This is a genomic window from Microbacterium sp. 22296 (assembly GCF_052045385.1).
GTDB lineage: Bacteria > Actinomycetota > Actinomycetes > Actinomycetales > Microbacteriaceae > Microbacterium.
Map to the genome: position 1 here is coordinate 235,153 of NZ_JBQEOS010000003.1, position 25,035 is coordinate 260,187.

The following is a 25,035-nucleotide window of genomic DNA, read 5'->3' on the forward strand; positions in this document are numbered from 1 at the left end:
GCGGGCTCAGAGTAGTGGGGTGGGGTGTCTCAGGAGGTGACCGACAGCGTCTGCCGAGCGATCTCGAGCTCTTCGTCGGTGGGGACGACCAGCACGGTGACGCGGGAGGCGTCGGTGGAGATGCGCCGGATGCCGCGCTCTCGACGCTCGTTGCGCTCGGGGTCGATCTCGACGCCCGCGAAACCGAGGGTGGCCATGGCCTCTTCGCGGACGCGGATCGAATTCTCACCCACGCCCGCGGTGAACGAGATCACATCGACGCCGTCGAGCTGCGCGAGGTAGGAGCCCGCGTAGGCGCGGAGACGGTGGATGTAGACGTCGAAGGCGAGCTGAGCGGCCGGGTCGCCGGCATCCCGTCGCTCTCCGATGTCGCGCATGTCACTGACGCCTGCGAGCCCCTTGAGCCCCGAGCGCTTGTTGAGCAGGGTGTCGAGATCGGCGATGGACATGTCGGCGCGGCGCGCGAGATGGAAGAGCACGGCCGGGTCGAGGTCGCCGGAGCGGGTGCCCATGACCAGGCCCTCGAGGGGGGTCAGGCCCATCGAGGTGTCGACGGAGCGACCGCCCTCGATCGCCGCGACCGACGCGCCGTTGCCCAGGTGGAAGACGATCTGCTTGAGCTCGCTGAGCGGACGACCGACGAATTGCGCGGCGGCCTCGCTGACGAACTTGTGGCTCGTGCCGTGGAACCCGTATCGACGGATGCGGTGCGCCTCGGCGAGCTCGCGGTCGATGGCGTACGTGTAGGCCTCGGGAGCCAGCGACTGGTGGAACGCCGTGTCGAAGACCGCGACGTGCGGGACCTCGGGGAACGCCATCTTCGCCGCCACGATGCCGGCCAGGTTGGCCGGGTTGTGGAGGGGCGCCAGCACCGACAACTCGTCGATGTTGATCTCCACCAGCGGGGTGACGACGGTGGGCGCGAAGAAGCGGGCGCCGCCGTGGACGACGCGGTGCCCGACGGCGACGGGGGCGTGATCGTCGAGTGAGGGACCGTGGGCGGCGAAGGCGTCGAGCATGACGGTGAAGCCGGCGGTGTGATCGGGGATGTCGCGTTCGATCGTGTAGGTGGCGTCGGTCACGGCAGGAGCCGCGTCACCGGATGCCAGGGCTGCCGCCTCGACGGTGTGCCGGGCGATGCCCGTGCCCTCGCCGATGCGCTCGACCAGCCCCGAGGCGAGCACCCGCTCGTGCTCCATGTCGAGCAGCTGGTACTTGAACGACGACGAACCGCTGTTGACGACGAGGACGACGTTCACGACGCGCTCCCTTCGGCGTGGGCCTCGACGGCCGGGCTTCCCTGGGCCTGGATCGCCGTGATCGCGATGGTGTTGACGATGTCGTCGACGAGCGCGCCGCGCGAGAGATCGTTGATGGGCTTGTTCAGGCCCTGAAGGACCGGCCCGATCGCCACCGCGCCGGCCGAGCGCTGCACGGCCTTGTAGGTGTTGTTGCCGGTGTTCAGATCGGGGAACACGAACACGGTGGCGCGTCCCGCGACCGCGGAGCCGGGCATCTTGGCCCGTGCGACGGCCGCGTCGGCGGCGGCGTCGTACTGGATCGGCCCCTCGACCAGCAGCTCGGGGGCGCGTTCGCGAACGAGGGCCGTGGCCGTGCGCACCTTCTCGACGTCGGCGCCCGTGCCGGACTCCCCCGTCGAGTACGACAGCATCGCCACGCGGGGGTCGATGCCGAACTGCTCGGCCGTCGCCGCCGACGACACCGCGATGTCGGCGAGCTGCTCGCTGGTGGGGTCGGGGATGACGGCGCAGTCGCCGTAGACGAGCACGCGGTCGGCCAGTGCCATGAGGAAGACGCTCGAGACGACCGAGACGCCCGGAGCGGTCTTGATGATCTCGAACGCCGGGCGGATGGTGTGGGCCGTGGTGTGCGCCGCGCCCGAGACCATGCCGTCGGCCAGCCCCAGGTGCACCATGAGCGTGCCGAAGTACGACACGTCGGTGACCGTGTCGGCGGCCTGGGCGTGGGTGACGCCCTTGTGGGCGCGCAGCCGTGCGTATTCGGTGGCGAACTTCTCGACGTGCACGGCGTCGAAGGGGCTCAGCACCTCGGCATCGCGGATGTCGATGCCGAGCTCGATCGCGCGCCCGCGCACCTCGATCGGCTCGCCGAGGATGGTCAGATCGGCGATGCCGCGCGCCAGCACGGTGGCCGCGGCGCGGAGCACGCGGTCGTCGGTTCCTTCGGGCAGGACGATGCGGCGCTTGTCGGTGCGGGCGCGGTCGACGAGGCCGTACTCGAACATGAGCGGGGTGACGACGCTCGGGCGGGCGACGCCCAGCTCGCGCGTGAGCTGTTCGGTGTCGACGTGACGCTCGAACAGCGCGAGGGCGGTGTCGTACCGGTGCTGCGAGTCGGCGGCGAGGCGCCCCCGGGTGTTCATGATGCGCACGGCGGTGTCGTAGGTGCCCAGATCGGTGGCGATGATCGGCAGCGGCGATCCGAGGCCGTCGATGAGGCGCACGATCGCGTCGGGGAGCTCGAACCCGCCGTTGAGCACGATCCCGGCGAGCGACGGGAAGGTGCCCGAGGCGTTGGCCAGGAGCGCCGCGAGGAGCACCTCGGTGCGGTCGGCGGGGATGACCACGACCGCGGATTCCTTCAGACGCGGCAGCACGTTGACCATCGACATGCCCGCGACCACGACGCCGAGGACTTCGCGGGTGAGAAGCGCCGGATCGCCCTTGATGAGCTCGCCCTCGACCGAGCGCAGCACGCCGCGCATCGAGGGGGCGATGAGGAACCGGTCTTCGGGCAGCGCCCACACGGGCACGGTGCGCTGCTCGGCGGTACCGCCGACGACTCCGGCCGCGTCGACGACGTGGCGAACGGATGCCACGACCTCGTCGAGGCGATCGGCGTCGGCGCGGTTGGCGATCACGGCGAACAGTGCCGCGCGCTCGTGCTGCAGCTCGGAGATGGCCAGGGAGGCGATCTGACCGACTTCCTGCGGAGTGCGGGCCACGGAGAGACCGAGCGTCTCGCTGTGGCCCTGCTGCGCCCGGCCGCCGAGCACGAGCAGCACCGGCGCGCCGAGGTTGGCCGCGATGCGGGCGTTGAACGCGAGCTCGGCGGGGCTGCCCACGTCGGTGTAGTCGCTGCCGATGATGACGACGGCGTCGCACTGCGCCTCGACGGCCTTGTAGCGCTCGACGATGCGGGCGAGCGCGGCATCGGCGTCGTCGCGCACGTCGTCGTAGGTGACGCCGACGCAGTCGTCGTAGGCGAGGTCGACGCTGTCGTGATCGAGCAGCATCTCGAGCACGTAGTCGCGTTCGGCGATGGAGCGCGCGATGGGCCGGAACACCCCCGCGCGCGGAGTGACGCGGCTGAGCGCGTCGAGCACGCCCAACGCCACGGAGGACTTGCCCGAATGACCTTCGGCCGACGTGATGTAGATGCTCTGCGTCACGCCATCAGCCTATTGCGGGCCCCCGACATCGCCCCGGGGTTGCTTCGGCGTCGAGTGATCAGGTGCGCACCGGGAGGACTCGCGCGCCCGCCGACCGCAGCTTCGCGGCGAGGGCGGCGTCGTCCGGGAGATCGGCGATGATCCCGCTCACGGCGTCGAGCGGCAGGATGCCGAACCGCGACGCCGCGGCCAGCTTCTCCTCGCTCGCGAGCACGAACGTCTCGGCGGCGCGCTCGGCGAGTACGCGCTTCATGGCCGCCTCATCGGCATCCCCCGTCGTCAGCCCCGCCGTCGGGTGCACGCCCGTGACGCCCAGGAAGAACACGTCTACACGGAGGTTCTGCGCCGACTCGACGGCCGCGGCACCGCACGCCACCGCGGAGTGCTTGAACACCCGGCCGCCGATCACGATGACCTCCGCGTCGTGGTGGAGCAGGGCGGCGGCGATCGTGGGCGAATGGGTGATGACCGTGCCGGCGAAGGTGCGCGGCAGCGCGTCGACGAGCGCGAGCGTCGTCGTCCCCCCGTCCAACAGCACGGTCGCACCGGGCTCGATGAGTGCGACCGCCGCGGCGGCCACGCGCGCCTTACTGTCACGGGCGACCTCGCGCCGCGCGGAGTAGTCGGCGACGGCCGGAGAGGCGGGCAGGGCGCCGCCGTAGACGCGGACGGCGAGGCCCGCGGCATCCAGTTCTCGGAGATCCCGGCGGATGCTGTCTTCGGAGAGGCCGAGTTCGACGGCGACGTCTTTGACGACGAGGCGTCCGTCGCGGCGCAGGCGGTCGAGCAGGGCGTCTTTTCGGGCGGCGGCCAGCATCATATACACACTCTTGCACGTTTCTGCACTATGGTTCCGATTTATGAGCACGTCTTTCCGCCCCGGAACCACCGTCCCCGACCATCGCGGGCGCACCGATCTGCACCTGACCGGCCGCGACCTCGATCGGAACCCCCGCGTGAAGATCGACGATGTCGAGCTCGTCGCCGCCGGATGGCACGTGCTGCGCAAGACGACCCTCCGCTACCGCGGCGACGACGGCCGGTGGCTCACGCAGACGCGCGAGACGTACGACCGCGGCAACGGCGCCACGATCCTGCTCTACGACCCCGAGCGGCGCACCGTGCTGCTCACCCGGCAGTTCCGCTACCCGGTCTACGTCAACGACCACCCCGACGGGATGCTGATCGAAACCGCCGCGGGCCTCCTCGACGACGACGACCCGGTCACCGCGATCCGCCGCGAGGCCGAGGAGGAGACGGGCGTGCGCGTCGACGACGTGCAACCCGTGTTCGAGGTCTACATGAGCCCGGGATCGGTGACCGAGCGCCTGCACTTCTTCGCGGCGGCCTACGACGGATCGACGCGCGTGGGCGACCGCGGCGGTCTCGTCGAGGAGGGCGAGGAGATCGAGATCCTGGAGTACGCGATCGACGAGGCGGTGTCGATGATCCGCGAGGGATCGATTCAGGATGCCAAGACCATCATGCTGCTGCAGTGGGCGGTGCTGGACGGACCCTTCGCTCGCCGGTGAGGAGCCGGTCGGCCGAGACCGTCCGGTGCGACGCCCCTCGGCGGGGTCGTCGCACCGGAGACGATCAGGAGGCGCTGACCGTGTTCTGCTGCAGGACGGCCTCGAGCTCGACCGTCGTCGGCGGGTTCGCACCCGCACGGCTGACGGTGACGCCCGCGGCGGTCGCGGCCGCGAGCCCGGCCGCCCGGAGCTCGGCCTCGTCGAAACGCCCCTCGATGACGCGCTCGACACCGATCTTCTGGGCGAGGGCCGCGATCAGCCCCGACATGTAGGAGTCGCCGGCGCCGATCGTGTCCACGACCTCGACCGGGAGGGTCGGCACGTGCAGTTCGCCGGCGCGCGTGGAGAGCGTGCTCCCGTGGGCACCGCGGGTGACGACGACGATCGACGCCCCCTGCTCGAGCAACCGCGCCGCGGCCGAAGCCGGATCGTCGGGGTAGAGCCACTCGGCATCCTCGTCGCTCAGCTTCACCACCGTCGCGCGGGCGGCGTACCGGTGCACGAGATCGCGCGTCTCAGCCACCGACGGGAGCAGGGCCGGGCGCACGTTGGGGTCGAAGCTCACGAGCACGTCGCGCGGCAGCGCCTCGGCGAGCTCGACCACCCGGTGCGCGCCGGGAGGACGCAGCGCGCCCACCGACCCGACGTGCACGATGCCGAAGCCGTCGGTACGCGGCGCGCGGGCGAACTCCCACGAGAGGTCGAAGTCGTACGTCGCCGAGCCGTCGGCCCCGATGTGCGCCCGGGCGGTCGACGTGCGCTCCTGATCGACAGCCGTCTGCACCACGTCGACGCCGGAGTGCTCGACGTGCGCGGCGATGAGACGCCCCCGCTCGTCGTCGGCGAACTCGGTGGCGAAGGTCGTCTCGACGCCGAGCCGCGACAGGCCCACGGCGACGTTCAGGGGGCTGCCGCCCACGTGTTCGCTCTCGACGCCGGTGCGGTCGACGATGTCGATCAGCGCCTCGCCGATGACGAGGGCTCGGACCGAAGGAATGGATGCGCTCATGACACCGGATTCAACCACGTCAGCGTGGACCCGCCACCGATGACGTGGGGCGCGAACGCCTCGTTGAAGGCGGCGCAGTGACTCGTCGCCAGATGCGCCTGGAATGCGGCCTCGTCGGCGTACTCCTCGTAGACGAAGAAGCTGTCGGGGTCATCGGCCAGCCGGTGGGCGTCGAAGCGCACGTTTCCGGGTTCGGCTGAGACGTCGTCGCCGTAACCGCGGAGGAGGCCGGCGACCGTGTCGCCCTTCCCCTCCTCGGCCGTGAACTGCGCGTAGAGGTACTTGCCGGTCACAGCGTCTGCGCGCCCGTCATGATCGCCACGGCTTCGCTCATGGTGTGGGAGGAGGGGGTGATGGTGCCGGCGCGCTTGCCGAGACGCTGGATGTGGATGCGATCGGCCACCTCGAACACGTGAGGCATGTTGTGGCTGATCAGGATGACGGGCACCCCGTTGTCGCGCAGGCGCTTGATGAGCTCGAGCACCTGGTTGCTCTCGCGCACACCGAGGGCCGCAGTGGGCTCATCGAGCACCACGACCTTGGATCCGAACGCCGCGGCGCGGGCGACCGCGACGGCCTGACGCTGGCCGCCGGAGAGGTTCTCGATCGCGACCGTGACGTCCTGCAGGGTCGAGATGCCCAGACGCGTGAGTTCGTCGCGGGCGTTCTTGCGCATGGTCTTGGTGTCGAGCATGCGGAAGACCGACCCGAGCGGACCCGGACGCCGGATCTCGCGACCGAGGTACATGTTGGCGGCCACATCCAGCGCGGGCGAGACCGCGAGCGACTGGTAGACGGTCTCGATGCCGGCCTCCCGTGCGTCCTGCGGGCGGCGGAAGGTCACCGGCTGGCCGTCGAGGCGCAGCTCGCCCCCGTCGGGGATCTCGGCCCCCGTCAGGCACTTGATGAGCGTCGTCTTGCCGGCGCCGTTGTCGCCGATGATGGCGAGCACCTCGCCGGCGTAGAGGTCGAGGCTGACGCCGTCGAGACCGACGACGTGCCCATAGGTCTTGACGAGGCGCGTGGCCGAGAGGACGGGCGTGCGCGTGTCGGTTGCTGCGGCGTTCACTTGCGAACCTTCCGAATCCACTGGTCGATCGAGACGGCGACGATGACGAGCACACCGACGGCGAGGGTCTGGTAGAGCACGTCGAGGCCGGCGAGGGCGAGGCCGTTGCGGAAGACGCCGACGATGAGCGCACCGAGGAGGGTGCCCCACACGTTGCCGCGTCCGCCGAACAGGCTGATGCCGCCGATGACCACGGCCGTGATCGCGTTGAGGTTGGCGTCGACGGCGGCGTTGGGGCTCGACCCGAAGTCGCGACCGATCTGGATCCAGGCGGCGAGGGCGACGATGGCGCCGGCCGCGAGGTACACGCTCAGCAGCACGCGGTTGACCCGGATGCCGCTGAGGCGGGCCGCCTCCTTGTCGTCGCCGACGGCGTACACGTGGCGCCCCCAGGCGGTCCGTCCGAGGGCGTAGGAGACGACGGCGTAGACGAGGATCATCAGGAACACCCCGAACGTCACGTCGACGCCGATGTGGAAGGTCGTTCCGGTGAAGGTGAGGATCTCGGGCAGGTCGCTCCCCTGGACGGTCGCACCGTTGGAGAGCAGCAGCAACAGCGCCGTGAAGATGCTGAGCGTGCCGAGGGTGACGATGAAGGGCGGCAGGTTCAGGCGGGTCACCAGCATGCCGTTGACGAGGCCGGTCAGCACACCGGCGATGAGCCCGACCACCAGGGCGAGAGGGCCGGGGATGCCGAGCCCCGCGGCCGCGTTGCCCATCACCACGGAGCTGAGGATCATCGCGGCACCGACGGACAGGTCGATACCCGCGGTCAGGATGACGAGCGTCTGCGCGACGCCCAGCGTGCCGATCACGGCCACCTGCTGCGTGATGAGCGAGAGGTTGGCCGGGGCGAGGAAGCGGGGATTGATGATGCCGAAGACGATGACGGCGACGACGAGCACGATGGCCGGACTGACGGCCGGGTAGCGGTACAGGACGTTGCGCACGCGCTGCATCGGCGTCTGGCGCGAGATGAACTCGTCGGCCAGGTGCAGGGCCGACGTCGGCGGCGCGGTCTGGGGAGTGGAGGGTGTTTGTGACATGAGGGTCTTCCCGGTCGCGGGTGGGAGGTCGGGGGNCGCCCCCGGGTGATCACTCGCCCCAGCAGGTGCTGGCGGCGTCGGCGGAGGTGAGGCTCTCGATCCCCGTCTGCGGCTCGTCGGTGACGAGCTGCTGTCCGGTGCTGAAGAAGTCGAGGCCGTCGGACGGCTTCGGGGCCTCGCCGCCGCGGGCGATCGTGGCGATGGCTTCCATGCCGAGCGAGGCCATCTTCGACGGGTACTGCTGCGCGGTCGCGCCGATGATGCCGTCCTTGACGTACCCGACGCCCGTGCAGCCGCCGTCGACCGAGACGATGATGACGTCGTTCTCCTTGCCGGCGGCCTTCAGCGCCTGGTAGGCGCCGTAGGCGGCGGGCTCGTTGATCGTGTACACGACGTTGATGTTCGGGTCCTTCGACAGCAGCGTCTCCATCGCGGAGCGTCCGCCGTCCTCCGCACCCTGCGTGGCCTGGTGGCCGGCGATCGTGTAGGAGCCGCCCTTGCCACCGGTGTAGGAGCCCGACGGGGCCTCCGAGCCGTTCTTGCTGGGGTCGGGGACGTCGATGCCCATTCCCTTGAGGAAGCCCTGGTCGCGCGCGGTGTCGACGGTGACGATCTGGTCACTGAAGAGGTCGAGCATCGCGATGTTGGCGGTCTCACCGGCCAGCTTCTCGGCGGTCCACTGGCCGATCAGTTCCCCGGCGGCGAAGTTGTCGGTGGCGAAGGTGATGTCGACGGAGTCGGCGGGGTCGGGCACGGTGTCCAGCGCGATGACGTACAGGCCGGCCTTGCGCGCCTTCTCGATCTCATTGATGACGGCGGGGCCGTTGGGGGTGATGAGGATGCCCTTGTCACCCCGGGAGATGGCGTTCTCGATGGCCTGGATCTGGCTGTCGGTGTCGCCGTCCTTCTTGCCGGCGGCGAGCGTCAGCTTGACGTTGGCCTTGTCGGCGTCGGCCTGTGCGGCCTCCTCCATCGAGACGAAGAAGGGGTTGCTCGTGGTCTTGACGATCAGGGTCACGCCCACCTGCTCGTCGGCGCCGGCGGGAGCGGCGGAGGTCGCGGATCCCGCGGGAGAGGAGCAGCCGGTGAGGGCGAGGGCTGCGACGGCGGCGATCGAGGCTGCCGTGAGAAGGGCGCGGGACGTCGAGTGCTGCGGCATGGATATGGTCCTTTGATGGTCGGGGACTGCTCTGTCGAAACCGGACTGACAACGGTGTCAGTCACAGGTGTACCCGAAGTGCTTATAGAGTGCAAGAACCAATCGATCAAAAGAGTTCGAAGTGATGACACCGTTATCAGGCAGACCCGATGCCCGCGAGGGCTCCGTCGCCATTCGCTCCGTCACGATCCGCGACGTCGCACTGCACGCCGGCGTCGGGATCAAGACCGTCTCGCGCGTCATCAACAACGAGCCCAACGTGGCCGCAGCCACCGCCGCCCGCATTCGCGCGTCGATCGCCGAACTGCAGTGGGAGCCCGATGCGTACGCGGCGAACCTCCGCCGCACGATGACGCGCACGCAGACCCTCGGGCTGCTGCTCGGAAACGTGGCGAACCCGTTCTCGGCGACCATCCACCGCGCGATCGAGGATGTGGCGATCCACCGCGACGTCGCGGTGTTCGCCTCGAGCCTCGACGACGATCCCGACCGCGAGATCGCCGCGGTGGGCGCATTCGTCCGGCGCAAGGTCGACGGCCTCATCCTCACCTGCATCGCCGGGAGCCAGGCGTACCTGAGCGAGATGGTCCCCGAGAAGATGCCGGTCGTCTTCATCGACCGCGAGCCCGCCGACCTCGCGGCCGACCTCGTGCACGCAGACAACGTCGGCGGTGCGGCGCTGGCCACCCGTCATGTGCTCGGCTACGGGCACCGCACGATCGCGCTGCTGCTCGACCGCCACGACATCTGGACCGCCCGAGAGCGCGAGCGCGGGTTCCGCGAGGCGACCGCGGAGTTCGGGCTGCCCGAAACGTCGACCGTCATCGTCCGCGACCTCACCGATCAGGCGGCCGCGGAACGGGCCGTACTGGAGCTCATGGCATTGCCCACTCCCCCGACGGCGATCGTCAGCGGGCAGAACCTCATCACGATCGGCGCGGTGCACGCCCTCCGCCGTCTGGGCCGACACCACGATGTGGCCCTCATCGGGTTCGACGACGTCGATCTCGCCGACCTGATGGAACCCGGCATCAGCGTCATCGCCCAGCGCCCGCAGGAGATCGGGGTGCGGGCGGCCGAGATGCTGTTCGAGACCCTCGACGGCGTTGCGCGCATGTCGCCGCGCCGGGTCGTCGTGCCCGTCGACCTGATCCCCCGCGGATCGGGAGAGATCCGCCCGCGCTGACCACGGATCGGGAGGGATCCGCCCGCGCCGACCGCGGCATCGACCGGAAAGCATCCGCCGAGGCTGTCGCCGCCGCGATCACCCGCGGACGGCACCGCGGCCGCCGGACCCGCCGAGTCGGGCGGCCCACCCACCCGCGCCGGGCGGGTCGCCGATTCCGGGCATGAAAAAGACCCTCCGCGCACCCGGTAGAGCCTGGTTACCCTTGCTACGTTTCCGTCCTGGGGGAGTTGGCCTGGATGCCGCCACGCGGAGAGCCGAGTTCAGCTTACCCGACGCGCGAGCCGGATCCATCCCGGCGGGGTCTCCCACGCCCGCGGTCGCTGCGCCCCCTCGCGCCCCGCGGCGTCTCGTGGACGCGGTGGAGCCGGCGCCCGTCACACCACCAGGGGAGCCAGCTCATCGGCAGCCGGACGCAGTGCCGACAGCGTCAGCTCGGGCTCGTCGACGCGGTGGCGGGCGCCCGAGAAGCCCAGGGCCCCCGCGAACGCACCGGCGGCATCGCGCAACGGGATCGCGAGGCACCCGGCGGTCGCCGTGACCTCGCCGCTCTGACGCGTCGCGCCCCACCGCGCGAGGTCGACGCGCGCGGCCTCGACCGCCGCCCCCCGCGCGCTGTCGTCGCCGACGAGCATCAGGCGTCCCAGCGCGTAGCGTTCCGGCTCGCGCGCGAGGCGTGCGTGATCGGAGAGGGGGAAGTCGGGGTCGGCGTCGAGCACGACGACGCGTCCGTCGACGAAGAGCACGACGTGCACACCGCCGCGGACACGGCGGCGGACGTCGTCGACGACCGCTCGTGCGGCCGAGGAGAGCCGCGCCGGCGGCGCGGCGAGCGCGGCGAGCTGGGCGACCTTGGCACCCAGCGCGAAGCCCGACAGGTCGGGGGTGCGCACGAGGTACTCGTCCTCGACGAGGAGGTTGAGCAGTCGATAGGTGGTCGCTCGGGGAAGGCCCAGTTCCGCGGACAGTCGTTGCGCCGTGACACCCGCACCGAGGTGCGCCACGGCCTCCAGCACCGACAGCGCCGAGTGGACCGCGCCGGGTTGTCGAGCGGTCAGCGCCGGAACCGCGCGGTCACCCATCGCGGGGAGGCCTCGGCGAGGGGACTCCCCCGAGCACCTGGGCGGCGACCGGCTCGTCGTACGCGCCGATCGAGCCCGGACCGTGGCGGCGGCGGAGCGCGAAGACGACCACCACGAAGACGGCCGCGAGAACCCCGACCACGGCCAGGCTGCTCCCTCCGCTCGCGGTGTCGTCGATGAAGAAGGCCACCAGAGCGGCCGTGAGCGCCACGGCGGCCAGCGCCGACACGATCGCGGCGCCGGCGGTCGCCTCGCCGATGCGGCGCAGGAAGACCGGCGCGGCCAGGCACACGAGGATGTAGGCGACGATGTACCCGGCGGCGCCGACCGACAGCGTCACGTGCATCGCATCGCGCATGTCGACTCCCCCACCCACCAGCAAGAGGGGCACGGCAGCGATCACCGGGAGCGCCAGCAAGACGGCCGCGGCCGGCGTGCCGAAGCGCGCGTGCGTACGCCCGACGCGCGCGGGGAGCACCCCGTCGCGGCTCAGCGAGAACAGGACGCGCACGAGCGCCGTCGTCGAGCCGATGGCGCACGCGACGAACGACGCCGCGATACCCACGTCTGCCACGACGCCCCATCCGCCCAGACCGTAGGCGGCAGCGAGGTCGTTCATCGGCGACGCGCTGGCGGCCAGGTCGGCACCGAGCGCGTCGAATCCCGCGACCTGAGTGATGGCCGCGAGCAGGTAGAGCACCCCCGAGATGACCACCGTGCCCGTGATCGCCCGCGGCACGTTGCGAAGGGGCGAGACCGCTTCGACGCCCAGCGTCGCCGCCGATTCGAAACCGACGAAAGCAGTGACGGCGATCACGGCACCGGCGGCGACGGCGAACGCCTCTCCGCCCGTCCTCGGCACCGCCAGCACGACCCCGAGGTCGATCGGCCCGACGTGCGCCAGCAGCACCGCGAGGAGCACGATGATCAGGGCGACCGAGAGCGCCTCGACCACGAGGGCGACCCGCGCCGACACGTGGATGCCGCGCACGAGCACGAAGGCGACGATCGCCGTCTGCGCGAGGATGGCACCCGCCGCGACGACCGGGCGGTCGAGCCCCGGCCAGAGACCCGCCAGGAGGTACGTCGAGTAGTAGGCGCCGCCGAGAAGAGCGAACATCGCCACCGCCGCGTACCCGGTGACGATCGCGGCACCGGTGGCGAGTCCCGCGCGGGTGCCGAGACCCCGCGCGGTGTAGGTGTAGAGGCCCCCGGCGGTCGCGAAGCGCCGGGCGAACTGCGCGACGGTGCGGGATACCCCGAAGCTGAGCACGGCCGCCGCGGCGATCGCCGCCACGGTCATGCCGGGAGCGACGCCGGCCACCAGCAGCACCACGGTGGTGGCCGCCGCCGCCGGGGCCACGGCCGACACCGACTGGGCGGCCAGATCCAGGATGCCGATGCGGCGGCGCTCCAGGCCGTGCAGCGGGGAGCGTTCGCCGAAACCGGCGACGGGGGTGGGCCGCGCGATGGCGCGGGAGAGTGCGGTCATGTCGTCTCCGTCGGGATCAGCCGACCGTACGCCGCGGGGGTTGCCCCGTCGCGACACGCGTGTTTCCGGGGCGTGTCATCGACTGAGACAGAGCCGGGGGACGGTCTCACTCGCGGGCGCGACACCTTCATACGCCCCTCACGACGCCGCAACGGACGCGGAGCACTCTCGGTTGCACACCCGAAACCCGGAGGAACCGATATGACCCAGCTCGAATCGAAGGGGGTGGCGGCGTCCGCGAAACGGACCCTGCAGGGCTCCCTCGGCGTCACGGCGATCGTCTTCATGGTGGTCGCCGCCGCCTCGCCCCTCACCGTCGTCGGCGGGGCCGCCCCGCTCGGCATCCTGCTCGGCAACGGGGTGGGGTACCCCGCCCTGTACGCCGTGAGCGCCGTCATCCTGCTGCTGTTCGCGGTGGGCCTCGCCGCCATGGCGCGACACGTTCCGCGCCCGGGTGCGTTCTTCACCTACATCGGCTACGGCCTCGGACGGCCCGCCGGCCTGGCCGCGGCGTGGACGGCGATGCTGACCTACACGACCATCCAGGTCGCGGTGTACGGGTACATGGGTTATCTGCTCGAGATCACCGTCATCTCGGTGGGCGGCCCGCAACTGCCCTGGTGGCTGTACGCGCTGGCGAGCGTGGCCCTGGTCGGCATCCTCGGCTATCGGCACATCGACCTGTCGAGCAAGGTTCTGGGCGTCCTCCTGCTCGCCGAGGTCGCGATCGTCCTCGTGCTCGTGGCCGCCGTCGTCGTCCGGGGCGGGCCGGAAGGGCTGAGCGCCGCGCCCTTCGAACCGGCCAACGTGGTCAGCGGTTCGCCGGGTGTGGGCCTCATGTTCGCGATCGCCGCCTTCATCGGCTTCGAGGCCACCGCGATCTTCCGCGACGAGGCCCGCGACCCCGACCGCACGATCCCGCGCGCCACCTACGGCGCGGTCATCGGCATCGGCGTCTTCTACACGCTGTCGGCGTGGGGACTGATCATGGCGTGGGGTCCGAACGGCATCATGGCCGCCGCCGCCGAGAATCCCGCCACCCTCATGCTGCGCACCGTGTCGATCTACCTCGGGGCGGTGGGCGAGGTGTTCGTGAACGTGCTGCTGCTGACCTCGATGTTCGCGTGCGTGCTGTCGTTCCACAACGTGCTCACCCGCTATCAGCACGCCATGTCGACCGCCGGGGTGCTCCCCGACGCGCTCTCGAACGTGCACGCACGACACCTCTCCCCGCACGTGTCGTCGCTGGTGCAGACGGGCACGGCCGGGGTGCTCCTCGCGGGCTCGGCGCTGCTGGGCCTCGATCCCCTGCTGCAGGTCTTCACGTGGCTCTCGGGGGTGGCGACGGTCGCGATCGTCGCGCTGATGGCCGTCACCTCGGTCGCGGTGATCGTGTACTTCGCGCGGAACCGTCAGGATCGCCGCCCGTGGAACACGGTCATCGCTCCGACCCTGGGCTTCGTCGGACTCATCCTCTCGGCCGCGGTCATCGTGGCGTACTTCCCCGTGATGGTCGGCGACGTGGATGCCGACGGCGCCCCCGTCTTCGGCGCGGTCACGTGGACGCTCCTGGGGCTGACGGTCCTCGTGCCCGTGTTCGGCGTCGCCCAGGCCGCGTGGATCCGCCGTCGGCGGCCCGCGGCGTACGTCAAGCTCACCGACGCCATCGCCGGCTGATCTTCGGACGCCGCGCGCCTGGGCGCCGTGACGCGCGGCATCCCTCCCCTCGCCCCTCCCCTCGCAACGACCGTTCCACCCGAGAGAGACACCATGACCCTCACCGATCCGACCACCACCGCCTTCGCCGCTCCCGCGGCGCCGGCCCACCCCCTCGCCTCGCTCACGGCCGCCGAGATCACCGCCGTCCACGCGATCGTCGCCGGTCTCACCGGCATCGATGAGGCGACCCGTTTCGCCTACGTCGGCCTCGAAGAAGCCCCCAAGGCCGAGGTGCTGGCGTGGGAGCGCGGCGGGTCCCCCGCGCCCGAGCGCCGCGCCCGGGTCCAGCTGCTGAACCTGCGCACCGCGCACTCGCTCGACCTCGTCGTCTCGCTCGCGACCGGAGCCGTGCTGCGCGAGACCGAGCTCGACGGCTCCGACGGGCAGCTCCCCATCCTCGACGCCGAGTTCGAGGAGGTCGGCGTCATCGCGAACGAGAGCGACGTCTGGGTCGCCGCCCTCGCCGCGCGCGGCCTGACCACGGCCGACGTCGTGCTCGTACCGCTGTCGGCGGGGCACTACGGCTACGAGAACGAGGTGGGCCGCCGGGTGCTGCGCACTTTCGCGTTCCGCCAGGACCACCCCGCCGACCACCCGTGGGCGCACCCCGTCGACGGTCTCACCGCCTACATCGACGTCGCAGCCCGCGCCGTCATCGAGGTCGTCGACACCCCCGGGTTCACCGTGCCCGAGACCCACGGCAACTTCGATGACCCCGAGCTGCAGGGTCCGCCGTTGGAGGGGCTGAAGCCCATTGTCATCACTCAGCCCGAGGGTTCGAGCTTCACGGTCGACGGCGAGCACGTCACGTGGGGCGAGTGGGACCTCCGCATCGGCTTCGACACCCGCGAGGGACTCATCGTGCGCCAGCTCTCGTTCGCGGGCCGCCCGGTGATGTATCGCGGATCGATCAGCGAGATGGTCGTGCCCTACGCCGATCCCGCACCCAACCGCTTCTGGCAGAACTACTTCGACACCGGCGAGTACCTCTTCGGTCGCTACACGAACGAGCTCGAGCTCGGCTGCGACTGCGTCGGAGACATCACCTACGTGGACGCCGTGCTGTCGGACGAGAACGGGATGCCGCGGACCGTCCGCAACGCCGTGTGCATGCACGAGGAGGACTTCGGCGCCCTCTGGAAGCACACCGACATCTTCACCGGGTCGAGCGAGGTGCGCCGGTCCCGGCGTCTCGTCATCTCGTTCTTCACCACGGTGGGCAACTACGACTACGGCTTCTACTGGTACCTCTACCTCGACGGCACCATCGAGTGCGAGGCCAAGCTCACCGGCATCCTGTTCACCTCCGCCTACCCGGGGGCGGACTACCCCTACGCGTCGGAGGTGGCGCCGGGCCTCGGGGCGCCCTACCACCAGCACCTGTTCTCGGCGCGACTGGACATGACCGTCGACGGGGTCGCCAACGTCGTCAACGAGATCGACGCGGTGCGCGTGCCGATCTCGGCCGACAACCCCGCCGGCAACGCCTTCACCAAGAAGGTGACACCGATCACCTCCGAGAAGGTCTCGGGTCGTCTCGCCGACGGAGCGGTCAGCCGCGTCTGGCAGATCGCCTCGACCGAGAAGACGACCGAACGCGGCCAGGCGACGTCGTACATGCTCTTCCCCACCGAGACGCCCGTGCTGCTCGCCGACGACGACTCCTCGATCGCCGCGCGCGCCGCCTTCGCCACGAAGAACCTCTTCGTGACGAAGTACGACCCCGACGAGCGATATGCCGCGGGCGACTTCGTCAACCAGCACCCCGGCGGCGCCGGCATCCCGGCCTTCATCGCGGGCGACGAGCCCCTCGTCGGTGAGGACGTCGTGCTCTGGCACACCTTCGGCCTGACGCACTTCCCGCGCAACGAGGACTGGCCGGTCATGCCGATGGACTACGCGAAGTTCACGCTCAAGCCGTACAACTTCTTCGAGCGGAACCCCGTGCTCAACGTCCCGGCACCGGCGTCGACCCACTGCGCCCCCGCGGCCCACGGTGACGCGCACGGCGAACCGTCGGCATCCGGATGCCACTGCTGAGGCGATGAGCGAGATCCTCCACGCCTGGGCGGTCGCGCCCGCGGCGATCGGCGCGTGCTGTCTGGCCGCCGACCGCGCGCGGGTGCGACCGCCCGAGGTCGTGGCATCCGTCCTCATGCTGCTGGCGATGCTGGATGCCGCCGCGTTCGGCGTGATCGCGCCGGTGTACTGGACGGCGCTGCTGCTGGTCGCCGCGGTGGCGCTCGCGGTCTGGCGGCGGTCGCGACAGCGGCGGATGCCGCGGACCCCGACGCTGATGACCCTTCACACCACGGTCGGCATGGTCGTCATGGGGGCGCTGCACCTGGGCATGGGAGGCCACACGGCGGCACACTCCCACGGTCCCGCGCTCGGCCCGGTGCTCGGCGCCGCGGTGCTCGGCTATGCCGCCCTCTCGGTCGCGGCCGGCCGGCGGATGCGGGCGAGGCTCGACCGAGCGCAGATCGGCGCCATGGCGGCATCCGTCATCCTCATGGGCGTCGCCGCGCTCTGACCCCGCACATGACGGTGCGGCCGGGGGNCACCGCGTCTTCTTCGGGCCCGACGGCGCCGGCTGTCAGCGCTTCAGGCGCAGCGTCACCAGCTGGAACGGACGCAGGTCGAGCTCGACCGAGCCGCCCGCGACGCCCGACACCGCGGCCGCGTCGACCTCGCGCTCGAGCAGGTCGGTCTCGGCGACACCCGTGACCTCGAAGCCGGCCTCGAGACGGGCGTGGGCTCGCTGGCCGAGTGCCTCGTACAGGCGCACCACCACGTCGCCCGAGCCGTCCTGGGCGAGCTTGATCGCCTCGACGACGACGCCGGGCTCATCGATCGACACGAGCGGCGCCACCGACTCCTCGGCGGCGTCGGTGACGACGCGCTCCGGCAGGTTGGTGCGATAGCCCTCGGCGACCGCGTCGACGACGTCGGCGCCGACCACGATGCCCACCTCGAGGTGGTGCGCGCCCTGGTCCTGCCCCGGGTCGGGGAACATCGCCGAGCGGATGATCGACAGCCGCACGAGCGAGTAGGTGCCGCCCGCCTCGCGCTCGTGGCGCGTGATGTCGTGACCATAGGTCGAGTCGTTGGTGACGGCGACGCCGAAGTCGCTCTCGCCGACGCGCACCCAGCGGTGCGCGGCGGTCTCGAAGCGCGCCGAATCCCACGAGGTGTTCGTGTGGGTCGGGCGCACGATGTGTCCGAACTGGATCTCGGATGCCGCGCGGTCGGTGTGCACGTCGACGGGGACGCGGAGCTTGAGCAGCTTCTGCTGCTCGTGCCAGTCGACGTCGAGCGACAGGCGTACCGTGCGCGAACCCTCGGCGAGGGCGATGCGCTGGACGACGGTGGAGTCGCCGACCGCGCGTTCCACCACGATCGCATCGCCGTCGACAGCGACCCGCTCGGCGGTGTCGAGGGCGGTGGCGTGGCGGCGGTAGGTCTCGTCGATGTCCCACGCGTCCCACTGGGTGGGGGTGTCGCGGAAGATCTCGAACTGGCCCGCCACCTGTCCCGCGGGCACGACCTCGCGACCGGATGCCAGATCGACCAGCGAGGTGATCAGGCCGCGGCCGTCGATCTCGGCGCGGACGAGGCCGTTCTCGAGCACCCAGCCGTCGCCCTCGGCGCGGGGGGCGACGTCGCCGGCGGGGGTCGCCGCGGCGATCGCCAGCGCGGGGGTGCCGGCGCGGCGGTGTGGGGCGGCGTTCGCCACGACCGCCCGGTCGCCGGTTCCGACCAGCGCGCGGAGGCTGTCGGCGATGACCTGCTCGAGCTCCGTCGCGATGGCTTCGTAGTTGCGCTCGGCATCCCGGTGCACCCAGGCGATGGAGGTGCCGGGCAGGATGTCGTGGAACTGCTGCAGCAGCACCAGGCGCCAGAGGCGCTGGAACGTCTCGGCCGGGTAGGCGGCACCGGTGCGTACGGTCGCGGTCGCCGCCCACAGCTCGGCCTCGCGCAGGAGGTGCTCGCTGCGACGGTTGCCCTGCTTGGTGCGCAGCTGGCTGGTGTAGGTGCCGCGGTGGAACTCGAGGTACAGCTCCCCCGCCCATACGGCCGGATCGGCGTACTCGGCCTCGGCCGTCTCGAAGAACTCCCGCGGGGTGGAGTGCTTCACGATCGGCGCGCCCTCGAGCGAGTGCGTGCGGGCGATCGTCGCCGTCATCTCGCGCGTGGGTCCGCCGCCGCCGTCGCCGAAGCCGTAGGGCAGGAGCGACGTGCGCGCGCGCCCCTTGTCGGAGAAGTTGCGCTCGGCGTGGGCGAGGTCGGCGGCGGTGACCTCGGAGTTGTACTTGTCGACCGGCGGGAAGTGCGTGAAGATGCGCGAGCCGTCGATGCCCTCCCAGCGGAAGGTGTGGTGCGGGATGCGGTTGGTCTCGTTCCACGAGATCTTCTGCGTGAGGAACCAGCGGGCGCCGGCGGCCTTCATGATCTGCGGCAGGGCTCCGCTGTAGCCGAACGAGTCGGGCAGCCACACCTCTTCGGTGTCGATGCCGAACTCCTCGAGGAAGAAGGTCTTGCCCTCCACGAACTGGCGGGCCATGGCCTCGCCGCCGACCATGTTGGTGTCGGATTCGACCCACATGCCGCCCACGGGCACGAAGCGTCCCTCGGCGACGCGCGCCTTGAGCCGCTCCCAGAGCGCCGGGTAGTGCTCCTTCATCCAGGCGAACTGCTGCGCCGACGAGCTCGCGAAGACGAACCCGGGATCTTCGTCCATGAGCGAGAGCACGTTGCTGAACGTGCGCGAGACCTTTCGGGCGGTCTCGCGCACGGGCCAGAGCCAGGCCGAGTCGATGTGCGCGTGTCCGACGGCGTGCAGCACGTGGGCGCTGGATGCCGCGGGCGCCTGCATCAGGGGGGCGAGTACGTCGCGACCGGCCTGGGCGGTGCCGGCGACGTCGTCGGGATCGACGGTGTCGATCGCGGCATCCATCGCCTCGAGCAGGGTCGCTCGGCGCGCGGAGGTCGCGTCGAGTTCGGCGATCAGCCCGTGGAGGAGACGGAAGTCCTGCAGGAGCTCCCACACCGCGACGTCGCGCAGGCCGATCGACATCTCGCGCAGCACGTAGAGAGGAGCGTCTCCCGCGGTCGCGGGGTCGCCGACCGGGGTGGGCTCGAAGGTGAAGAGGCTGCCCACATCGGGGTTGGAGGCGGCCTCGACCAGCACGTCGACGCGACCCTCGGCGTCGACGGCCGCCGCGGTGGCGTTGTTGAAGGGAGAGATGCCCTTGATCGGGGCGCCGTCGCGGTTCCAGATCAGCGCCTCGCACTGGAAGCCGCTCTGACCGGCCGTGAAGCCGAGGTCGACGACGAACTCGGCGACCGTGCCCTCGGGCAGCGCGCCCGCGGCGTCGCGCCACGCGGACGGGACTTCGCCCGACACGGCGAACCAGGTGGTGCCCCACGCCCGGCCCCAGGGCGTTCCGATCGCGAAGGGGCGGTACTCGGCATCCCGAGCGTGGTCGAAGGTCACGGGCTCGCCGGGAGCCTCCCAGGCCGAGATCTCGAGGGGCTGGCGGGCGCGGTAGACGGCGGGGGCGAGACGCTCGCGGACGAAGCGTTCGATGCGCATCTCGATGAGCGCGGTGCGGTCGTGCATGGAAGTGGGTTCCTTGTCTGGGGGGACGGGTCAGCCCTTGACGGCGCCGGCGAGAGCCGACGGGCCGCCGAGCCCGCGCTGCACGAGGACGTACAGACCGAGGACGGGCAGGGAGTAGACGATCGAGTAGGCCGCGAGCTGGCCGTAGGCCACGGCTCCGAAGGACCCGAAGAAGTTGAAGATGCTGACGGCCGCGGGCTGATAGTCGGGGCTGAGCAGCAGCACGAAGGGGACGAAGAAGTTCCCCCACGCCTGGATGAACGTGAAGATGAACACCACGGCGATCCCGGGGCGCATGAGCGGGAGCACGATCTGCACGAGCGTGCGCATGGATCCCGCACCGTCCATCCAGGCCGCGTGCTCGAGCTCGACGGGCACGCCGTCCATGAAGTTCTTCATCATCCAGATCGCGATCGGCAGGGCGCTCGCGGTGAGGAACAGGATCGTGCCGCCGACGGAGTCGATGAGGTTCAGCTGCACGAACAGGCTGTAGACCGGCACCATGATCGCCGTGATCGGCAGGCACGTGCCGAACAGCACCGCGTAGAGGAAGGGCTTCCCCACGCGCATCTTGTACCGCGACAGGGGGTAGGCCGCCAGCGAAGCGAGCACGACCGTGGCGATCGCGGTGCCGCCCGCGAGCAGCACGCTGTTCCACAGCGGGAGGAACAGCAGGTCGGGCTTCATCACGGCGGTGAAGTTGTCGAGCGTGATCACCTCGGGCATCTTGATCGCGAGCGTCGGCTGCGCGTCGAGGGAGGCGGTCACGAGCCAGATGAGCGGCACGACGAACAGGATGCCGATCACGATGAGCAGCGTGTTGCTCAGGATCCGCAGCGCCCGCGTACGCGGCGACGACAGAGACGCCTTGGTCTTCTTCGGAGCCCGGGAGACGGACCGGCTGCGACCGGTCACCTCGGGGAGGGTCGTGGTGGCGCTCATGACGAGACCTCCTCGCGCAGCGCGCGGACGTAGAAGAAGGAGAAGATCGCGCCGATGAGAAGCATGATCGTGGCGATGGCCGTGCCGTAGCCCAGCTCGCCGAACTTCAGACCCTGCTGGTAGGCGAGGATCGGCAGCGTCGTGCTGGCGTTGCCGGGGCCGCCGCCGGTCATGACGAAGATGAGCGTGAAGACCGAGAGGGTCTGCAGGGTGACGATCATCGAGTTGGTGCCGATGGTGGATCGGATCATCGGGATGGTGATGAAGAAGAGGCGCTTGATGCCGCTGGCCCCGTCGACCTCGGCGGCCTCGGTGATCTCGGGCGGCACGTCGGCGAGGGCCGCGGAGTAGACCATCATCGAGAACGCGGTCCCGCGCCAGATGTTGGCGAAGATGACCATCAGCACGGGCATCGTGAACAGCCAGCTGACCGGCTCCGCGCCGAAGAGGGCCAGGATGCCGTTGAGGGTGCCGTTGTCGCGGAAGAAGGCGTACGCGGCGAACGCCGCGACGATCTCGGGGAGCACCCACGCCGTGACGACGATGGTGCCGACCACGGCGGTGACGACGCGGTTGCCCGATCGCATCATGAGCGCCAGGGCCAAGCCGAGCACGTTCTGCCCGATGACGGCGGAGAAGAACACGAACACGACCGTGTTGATCACCGAGACGGGGAAGTCGGGGGCCTTGAAGAGCTGGGTGTAGTTGTCGAAGCCGATGAACTCGCTCGCGACGGCGGTCGATCCCGACAGGGTCGCGTTGGTGAGGGATCCCCACAGCGACACCAGGATGGGGCCGAGGAGGAACACCGCCAGCAGCAGCGCTGCCGGCAGGAGAGGGAGCGCCCGGGCCGACGACCGGAGGCCGCGCGTCTTCACGCGCGACCCCCGGCCGGTGCCGGTCGCCCCGGTGTGGGCCAGGGCGGTCACGGTCAGCCCTTCTGGGTGTTCTCTTCGCCGACGATGCCGATGACGGCCTGGTCGTATGCTGCGGCCGCGTCGGAGACGCTCGACTGCCCGGTCATGACGGCTTCCATGGCGACCTGGATCTGGTTCGAGATCTTGTCGTAGTCCTCGGTCGCGGGACGGAAGTGCGTGGTGTCGACGAAGCTCGAGAAGGTCTCGAAGCTGGGGTTCGCGTCGAGGTACTCGCTGGACTCGGCGACGTCCGCGCGGACGGCGATCTGGCTGTTGTCGATGCCGTAGGCGGTGGCGTTGTCCTTGTTCACCGCGGTCGAGAGGAAGTCCCACGCGGCGTCGGCGTTCTTGGTGTTCTTGCCGATGGCGAGGGTCCATCCGCCCGACATGCTGGTGCTGCCGGGCGCCTGGCCGTCCTGCGTGGGCATGGCGGCGATGCCGAGGGCGTCACTCCACTCGGGCCACGCGGCCGAACCGCCCTCGACCCACGCGGCCGACTGCCACGAGCCGTCGAGCGCCATCGCGAGCTTGCCGGAAGGCAGCCAGTCGGCGGTCACGCTGGTGAAGATGTTGGGGTCGAGCGCCTGCTGCAGCGACGGGCCGAGGCCGCCCTGGTAGACGTCGGAGACGAACTGCAGCGAGTCCTTGAAGCCCTGGCTGCCGACGACCCACTTCTTGCTGTCGGTGTCGTAGAGGGTGTCCTCGGTGCCGTAGAGCAGCATCTCGAGGCCCTGCATGGATGCCGCCTCACCGGCGGTCTTGCCCGAGTAGACGTTGAGGGGGATGACGTCGGGGTTCGACGCCTTGACCTTCTCGGCGGCGGAGAGCACGTCGTCCCAGGTCTCGGGCTGCCACGGCACGGGGATGCCGGCGGCGGTGAAGACGGCCTTGTTGTACCAGAGGCCGCGGGTGTCGGTTCCGAGCGAGACGCCGTAGGTCTTGCCGTCGGGGCCGAGGCCGGCCTGCTTGGCGCCCTCGGCGAACTGCGACCAGTCCTCCCACTTCGCGAGGTAGTCGTCGAGGGGCAGCAGGTAGCCGGCGGCCGCGTCGGACTGGATCTTGAACGTGTCTTCGTACTGCACGTCGGGGGCGGTGCTGGCCGACTTGTTCATCAGCGCGAGCTTCGTGTAGTAGTCGGCGCCCTCGGCCTGGATCGGGACGAGCTCGACGGTCATGCCCTCGTGGGCGGCCTCGTACTGCTGCTTCGCGGTCTCCATCAGCGTCTGCATCGCGTTGAAGGTCGCGGTGGTCTGGTAGGCCACTCGGATGGTCGTGCTGTCGCCCGCGTCGGCGCTGCCGCCGGAGCAGCCGGCCAGAGCCACGGTCAGGGCGGTGGCGGTCAGAAGACCGGTCGCCATCGTCAGTTTCTTCATGGAAGCTCCCTTGCTCGGGTGGAGACACCGCGTCGCCAGGAACTTTTATAAATCAAATGGACTAACTCGGCAAGTCCGGGTGGGATCCTCTCGGTAACGATCCAGCCACGGACGCCGGTGAACCGCGGAAAACCGCCTCAGAGGGCGATCATCATGCGGGCGGGCCTCGCCGCGAACGCGCCGTCGAGCAACAGGCAGGCGGCTCCCACCGCGGCCACGTCGACACCGACGAGGGAGCGGCGGACGACGATGGCCCGCGTCGAGGTCGACACCGGGTCGCTCGCCACCCGCGCGGCCACCGTGTCGCCGAGCACCTCCGCGAGCCGTTCCCAAACCGGGCCGCCCAGCACGACCTCGTCGACATCGAGGAGATTGTTGGTCACCACCAGGGCGCGCGCGATTCGCTCCCCCGCCCGCTCCAGCACCTCCACCGCCCGCGCATCGCCGCGGCGCGCGCTCGCGACCAGGCGATCGAGGTGGGGACGCGTGTCTCCCGCTTCTCCCGGGTCGGATCCGGCTTCGGCGAGGAGCACGCGCGGTTCGATCGACACCCCGAGGCACCCGCGTGACCCGCACTCGCAGCGCGGTCCGTCGGGGTCGACCACCACGTGGGCGATGCCGCCCGCGTTGCCGGTGCGCCCGCGCACCGGCGCGCCCGAGATGGCCACTCCGAGGCCGACACCGGCGCCGTAGTACAGGAACATCGCGTCGGTCAGCCGGTCGGAGCGGTCGAACCACATCTCGCCGACCATCGCCGCGGTGACGTCCTTCTCGACGAGGACCGGCAGGCCGGTCACCGCACCGAGGTCTTCGCGAACGTTGACGTTGTGCCACTGCGGGAGCAGCGGCGGATCGAGCAGGCGTCCGCCCCGGGCGTCGAAGGGACCGGGAGCGGCCACGCCCACACCCAGCACGAGATGGCGGGCGATGCCGGCGCGCTCGACGATCGCGTCGACGGCGGCGCCCACGGCATCCACCAGTTCCGCGGGACTCGCGTGAGGTGCGCGCGGGATCTCGTCGTGGACGATGACCTCGCCCGCCATGTCGACGACGACGATCGTGTCGACGACGGGGTCGAGGTGGACGCCGACGGCGAAGCGGGAGCGGGGATCCAGTTTCAACAGCGTCCGCGGCTTGCCGGGGCCGGAGATGACCTTGCCCGCCTCGACGATGAGGCCCTCGTCAGCGAGGCGTCGGGTGACGTTGCTCAACGTCTGGGCGCTCAGCCCGGTGCGGGCCGAGAGTTCGACGCGGCTGAGACCCTCGGGCGAACGGCGGATGAGGTCGAGCACCAGTGTCTGGTTGTACTCCCCCACCGCGGGCAGGTTGGATCCCGTACGCATGGCCCCCGCCTTCGTTCGCCGGTCCGCGGCGCGGCCCCTCGCCTTTCAGGGTACGCCCGCCCCGCGCGGACCCCGGGCACCGGACGCCGAGGGCCGCGCAGAGCGGGCTC

At 70.5% G+C, this 25,035-nt stretch carries 20 protein-coding genes and 1 other RNA gene; 5 read left to right on the top strand and 16 right to left on the bottom strand.

Annotation, left to right across the window (positions count from 1 at the left end; translation table 11 throughout):
- Positions 1–29 precede the first annotated feature (29 nt).
- From ACTJJP_RS07485 to ACTJJP_RS07495, 3 genes are read right to left on the bottom strand one after another with little or no spacing between them, the layout of a single operon-like run.
- Positions 30–1,259 carry an acetate/propionate family kinase gene (locus tag ACTJJP_RS07485; RefSeq protein ID WP_440774390.1) on the bottom strand — a complete coding sequence of 410 codons (1,230 nt, stop codon included), beginning with the start codon at positions 1,257–1,259 and terminating at the stop codon, positions 30–32.
- The gene (pta, locus tag ACTJJP_RS07490) at positions 1,256–3,433 is read right to left on the bottom strand and encodes a phosphate acetyltransferase (protein WP_440774391.1); all 2,178 of its coding nucleotides are present in this window, start codon (positions 3,431–3,433) and stop codon (positions 1,256–1,258) included. The genes ACTJJP_RS07485 and pta overlap by 4 nt, the downstream gene beginning before the upstream one ends.
- A 58-nt stretch (positions 3,434–3,491) precedes the next feature.
- Complete coding sequence (locus ACTJJP_RS07495; RefSeq protein ID WP_440774392.1) at positions 3,492–4,253, bottom strand: DeoR/GlpR family DNA-binding transcription regulator; 762 nt, start codon at positions 4,251–4,253, stop codon at positions 3,492–3,494.
- Between the two features lie 40 nt (positions 4,254–4,293).
- Between ACTJJP_RS07495 and ACTJJP_RS07500 the strand changes: the two genes are divergently transcribed.
- Positions 4,294–4,965 carry an NUDIX domain-containing protein gene (locus ACTJJP_RS07500; RefSeq protein ID WP_440774393.1) on the top strand — a complete coding sequence of 224 codons (672 nt, stop codon included), beginning with the start codon at positions 4,294–4,296 and terminating at the stop codon, positions 4,963–4,965.
- 64 nt (positions 4,966–5,029) lie between these two features.
- On the opposite strand, the gene ACTJJP_RS07505 is transcribed toward ACTJJP_RS07500, so the two are convergent.
- The 5 genes from ACTJJP_RS07505 to ACTJJP_RS07525 all read right to left on the bottom strand — a co-directional run bounded on the left by ACTJJP_RS07505 (position 5,030) and on the right by ACTJJP_RS07525 (position 9,248).
- Positions 5,030–5,974 carry a carbohydrate kinase family protein gene (locus ACTJJP_RS07505; RefSeq protein WP_440774394.1) on the bottom strand — a complete coding sequence of 315 codons (945 nt, stop codon included), beginning with the start codon at positions 5,972–5,974 and terminating at the stop codon, positions 5,030–5,032.
- The gene (locus ACTJJP_RS07510) at positions 5,971–6,267 is read right to left on the bottom strand and encodes a putative quinol monooxygenase (protein ID WP_440774395.1); all 297 of its coding nucleotides are present in this window, start codon (positions 6,265–6,267) and stop codon (positions 5,971–5,973) included. The genes ACTJJP_RS07505 and ACTJJP_RS07510 overlap by 4 nt, the downstream gene beginning before the upstream one ends.
- Complete coding sequence (locus ACTJJP_RS07515) at positions 6,264–7,043, bottom strand: ATP-binding cassette domain-containing protein (protein ID WP_440774396.1); 780 nt, start codon at positions 7,041–7,043, stop codon at positions 6,264–6,266. Before ACTJJP_RS07515 ends, ACTJJP_RS07510 begins: the two co-directional genes overlap by 4 nt.
- On the bottom strand, positions 7,040–8,089 hold the full coding sequence (locus ACTJJP_RS07520) for an ABC transporter permease (RefSeq protein WP_440774397.1): 1,050 nt from the start codon (positions 8,087–8,089) through the stop codon (positions 7,040–7,042). The genes ACTJJP_RS07515 and ACTJJP_RS07520 overlap by 4 nt, the downstream gene beginning before the upstream one ends.
- Before the next feature lie 49 nt (positions 8,090–8,138).
- On the bottom strand, positions 8,139–9,248 hold the full coding sequence (locus ACTJJP_RS07525; protein ID WP_440774398.1) for a substrate-binding domain-containing protein: 1,110 nt from the start codon (positions 9,246–9,248) through the stop codon (positions 8,139–8,141).
- Between the two features lie 124 nt (positions 9,249–9,372).
- Between ACTJJP_RS07525 and ACTJJP_RS07530 the strand changes: the two genes are divergently transcribed.
- Positions 9,373–10,434 carry a LacI family DNA-binding transcriptional regulator gene (locus ACTJJP_RS07530; protein WP_440774399.1) on the top strand — a complete coding sequence of 354 codons (1,062 nt, stop codon included), beginning with the start codon at positions 9,373–9,375 and terminating at the stop codon, positions 10,432–10,434.
- Between the two features lie 165 nt (positions 10,435–10,599).
- Here the strand turns inward: ACTJJP_RS07530 and ffs are convergent.
- The 3 genes from ffs to ACTJJP_RS07545 all read right to left on the bottom strand — a co-directional run bounded on the left by ffs (position 10,600) and on the right by ACTJJP_RS07545 (position 13,008).
- An RNA gene (gene ffs, locus ACTJJP_RS07535) (signal recognition particle sRNA small type) lies at positions 10,600–10,696 on the bottom strand.
- A gap of 115 nt (positions 10,697–10,811) precedes the next feature.
- On the bottom strand, positions 10,812–11,516 hold the full coding sequence (locus ACTJJP_RS07540) for a helix-turn-helix domain-containing protein (protein ID WP_440774400.1): 705 nt from the start codon (positions 11,514–11,516) through the stop codon (positions 10,812–10,814).
- Positions 11,509–13,008 (bottom strand): APC family permease, encoded by a 1,500-nt coding sequence (locus tag ACTJJP_RS07545; protein ID WP_440774401.1) that lies wholly within the window; start codon positions 13,006–13,008, stop codon positions 11,509–11,511. The genes ACTJJP_RS07540 and ACTJJP_RS07545 overlap by 8 nt, the downstream gene beginning before the upstream one ends.
- A 201-nt stretch (positions 13,009–13,209) precedes the next feature.
- On the opposite strand from ACTJJP_RS07545, the gene ACTJJP_RS07550 reads away from it, so the two are divergent.
- From ACTJJP_RS07550 to ACTJJP_RS07560, 3 genes are all read left to right on the top strand, one after another.
- Positions 13,210–14,685 (top strand): APC family permease, encoded by a 1,476-nt coding sequence (locus ACTJJP_RS07550; RefSeq protein ID WP_440774402.1) that lies wholly within the window; start codon positions 13,210–13,212, stop codon positions 14,683–14,685.
- A gap of 93 nt (positions 14,686–14,778) precedes the next feature.
- Positions 14,779–16,767: a primary-amine oxidase gene (locus ACTJJP_RS07555; RefSeq protein WP_440774403.1), complete on the top strand. Its 1,989-nt coding sequence runs from the start codon at positions 14,779–14,781 to the stop codon at positions 16,765–16,767.
- 4 nt (positions 16,768–16,771) lie between these two features.
- Positions 16,772–17,260 carry a hypothetical protein gene (locus ACTJJP_RS07560; protein ID WP_440774404.1) on the top strand — a complete coding sequence of 163 codons (489 nt, stop codon included), beginning with the start codon at positions 16,772–16,774 and terminating at the stop codon, positions 17,258–17,260.
- Positions 17,261–17,323: 63 nt separating this feature from the next.
- On the opposite strand, the gene ACTJJP_RS07565 is transcribed toward ACTJJP_RS07560, so the two are convergent.
- The 5 genes from ACTJJP_RS07565 to ACTJJP_RS07585 form a co-directional block, all read right to left on the bottom strand.
- The gene (locus tag ACTJJP_RS07565; RefSeq protein WP_440774405.1) at positions 17,324–20,350 is read right to left on the bottom strand and encodes an alpha-mannosidase; all 3,027 of its coding nucleotides are present in this window, start codon (positions 20,348–20,350) and stop codon (positions 17,324–17,326) included.
- 30 nt (positions 20,351–20,380) lie between these two features.
- On the bottom strand, positions 20,381–21,292 hold the full coding sequence (locus ACTJJP_RS07570; RefSeq protein ID WP_440774406.1) for a carbohydrate ABC transporter permease: 912 nt from the start codon (positions 21,290–21,292) through the stop codon (positions 20,381–20,383).
- Positions 21,289–22,221 carry a carbohydrate ABC transporter permease gene (locus ACTJJP_RS07575; RefSeq protein ID WP_440774407.1) on the bottom strand — a complete coding sequence of 311 codons (933 nt, stop codon included), beginning with the start codon at positions 22,219–22,221 and terminating at the stop codon, positions 21,289–21,291. Before ACTJJP_RS07575 ends, ACTJJP_RS07570 begins: the two co-directional genes overlap by 4 nt.
- 2 nt (positions 22,222–22,223) lie before the next feature.
- On the bottom strand, positions 22,224–23,582 hold the full coding sequence (locus tag ACTJJP_RS07580; RefSeq protein WP_440774408.1) for an extracellular solute-binding protein: 1,359 nt from the start codon (positions 23,580–23,582) through the stop codon (positions 22,224–22,226).
- Between the two features lie 137 nt (positions 23,583–23,719).
- Positions 23,720–24,925: an ROK family protein gene (locus ACTJJP_RS07585; protein ID WP_440774409.1), complete on the bottom strand. Its 1,206-nt coding sequence runs from the start codon at positions 24,923–24,925 to the stop codon at positions 23,720–23,722.
- Positions 24,926–25,035 lie beyond the last annotated feature (110 nt).

Bases quoted from the DNA above. Each gene is read 5' to 3' on its own strand.
- ACTJJP_RS07495 (WP_440774392.1), bottom strand. From the start codon at position 4,253: ATGATGCTGGCCGCCGCCCGAAAAGACGCCCTGCTCGACCGCCTGCGC.
- ACTJJP_RS07500 (WP_440774393.1), top strand. From the start codon at position 4,294: ATGAGCACGTCTTTCCGCCCCGGAACCACCGTCCCCGACCATCGCGGG.
- ACTJJP_RS07505 (WP_440774394.1), bottom strand. From the start codon at position 5,974: ATGAGCGCATCCATTCCTTCGGTCCGAGCCCTCGTCATCGGCGAGGCG.
- ACTJJP_RS07520 (WP_440774397.1), bottom strand. From the start codon at position 8,089: ATGTCACAAACACCCTCCACTCCCCAGACCGCGCCGCCGACGTCGGCC.
- ACTJJP_RS07525 (WP_440774398.1), bottom strand. From the start codon at position 9,248: ATGCCGCAGCACTCGACGTCCCGCGCCCTTCTCACGGCAGCCTCGATC.
- ACTJJP_RS07530 (WP_440774399.1), top strand. From the start codon at position 9,373: ATGACACCGTTATCAGGCAGACCCGATGCCCGCGAGGGCTCCGTCGCC.
- ACTJJP_RS07540 (WP_440774400.1), bottom strand. From the start codon at position 11,516: ATGGGTGACCGCGCGGTTCCGGCGCTGACCGCTCGACAACCCGGCGCG.
- ACTJJP_RS07545 (WP_440774401.1), bottom strand. From the start codon at position 13,008: ATGACCGCACTCTCCCGCGCCATCGCGCGGCCCACCCCCGTCGCCGGT.
- ACTJJP_RS07550 (WP_440774402.1), top strand. From the start codon at position 13,210: ATGACCCAGCTCGAATCGAAGGGGGTGGCGGCGTCCGCGAAACGGACC.
- ACTJJP_RS07555 (WP_440774403.1), top strand. From the start codon at position 14,779: ATGACCCTCACCGATCCGACCACCACCGCCTTCGCCGCTCCCGCGGCG.
- ACTJJP_RS07560 (WP_440774404.1), top strand. From the start codon at position 16,772: ATGAGCGAGATCCTCCACGCCTGGGCGGTCGCGCCCGCGGCGATCGGC.
- ACTJJP_RS07565 (WP_440774405.1), bottom strand. From the start codon at position 20,350: ATGCACGACCGCACCGCGCTCATCGAGATGCGCATCGAACGCTTCGTC.
- ACTJJP_RS07570 (WP_440774406.1), bottom strand. From the start codon at position 21,292: ATGAGCGCCACCACGACCCTCCCCGAGGTGACCGGTCGCAGCCGGTCC.
- ACTJJP_RS07580 (WP_440774408.1), bottom strand. From the start codon at position 23,582: ATGAAGAAACTGACGATGGCGACCGGTCTTCTGACCGCCACCGCCCTG.
- ACTJJP_RS07585 (WP_440774409.1), bottom strand. From the start codon at position 24,925: ATGCGTACGGGATCCAACCTGCCCGCGGTGGGGGAGTACAACCAGACA.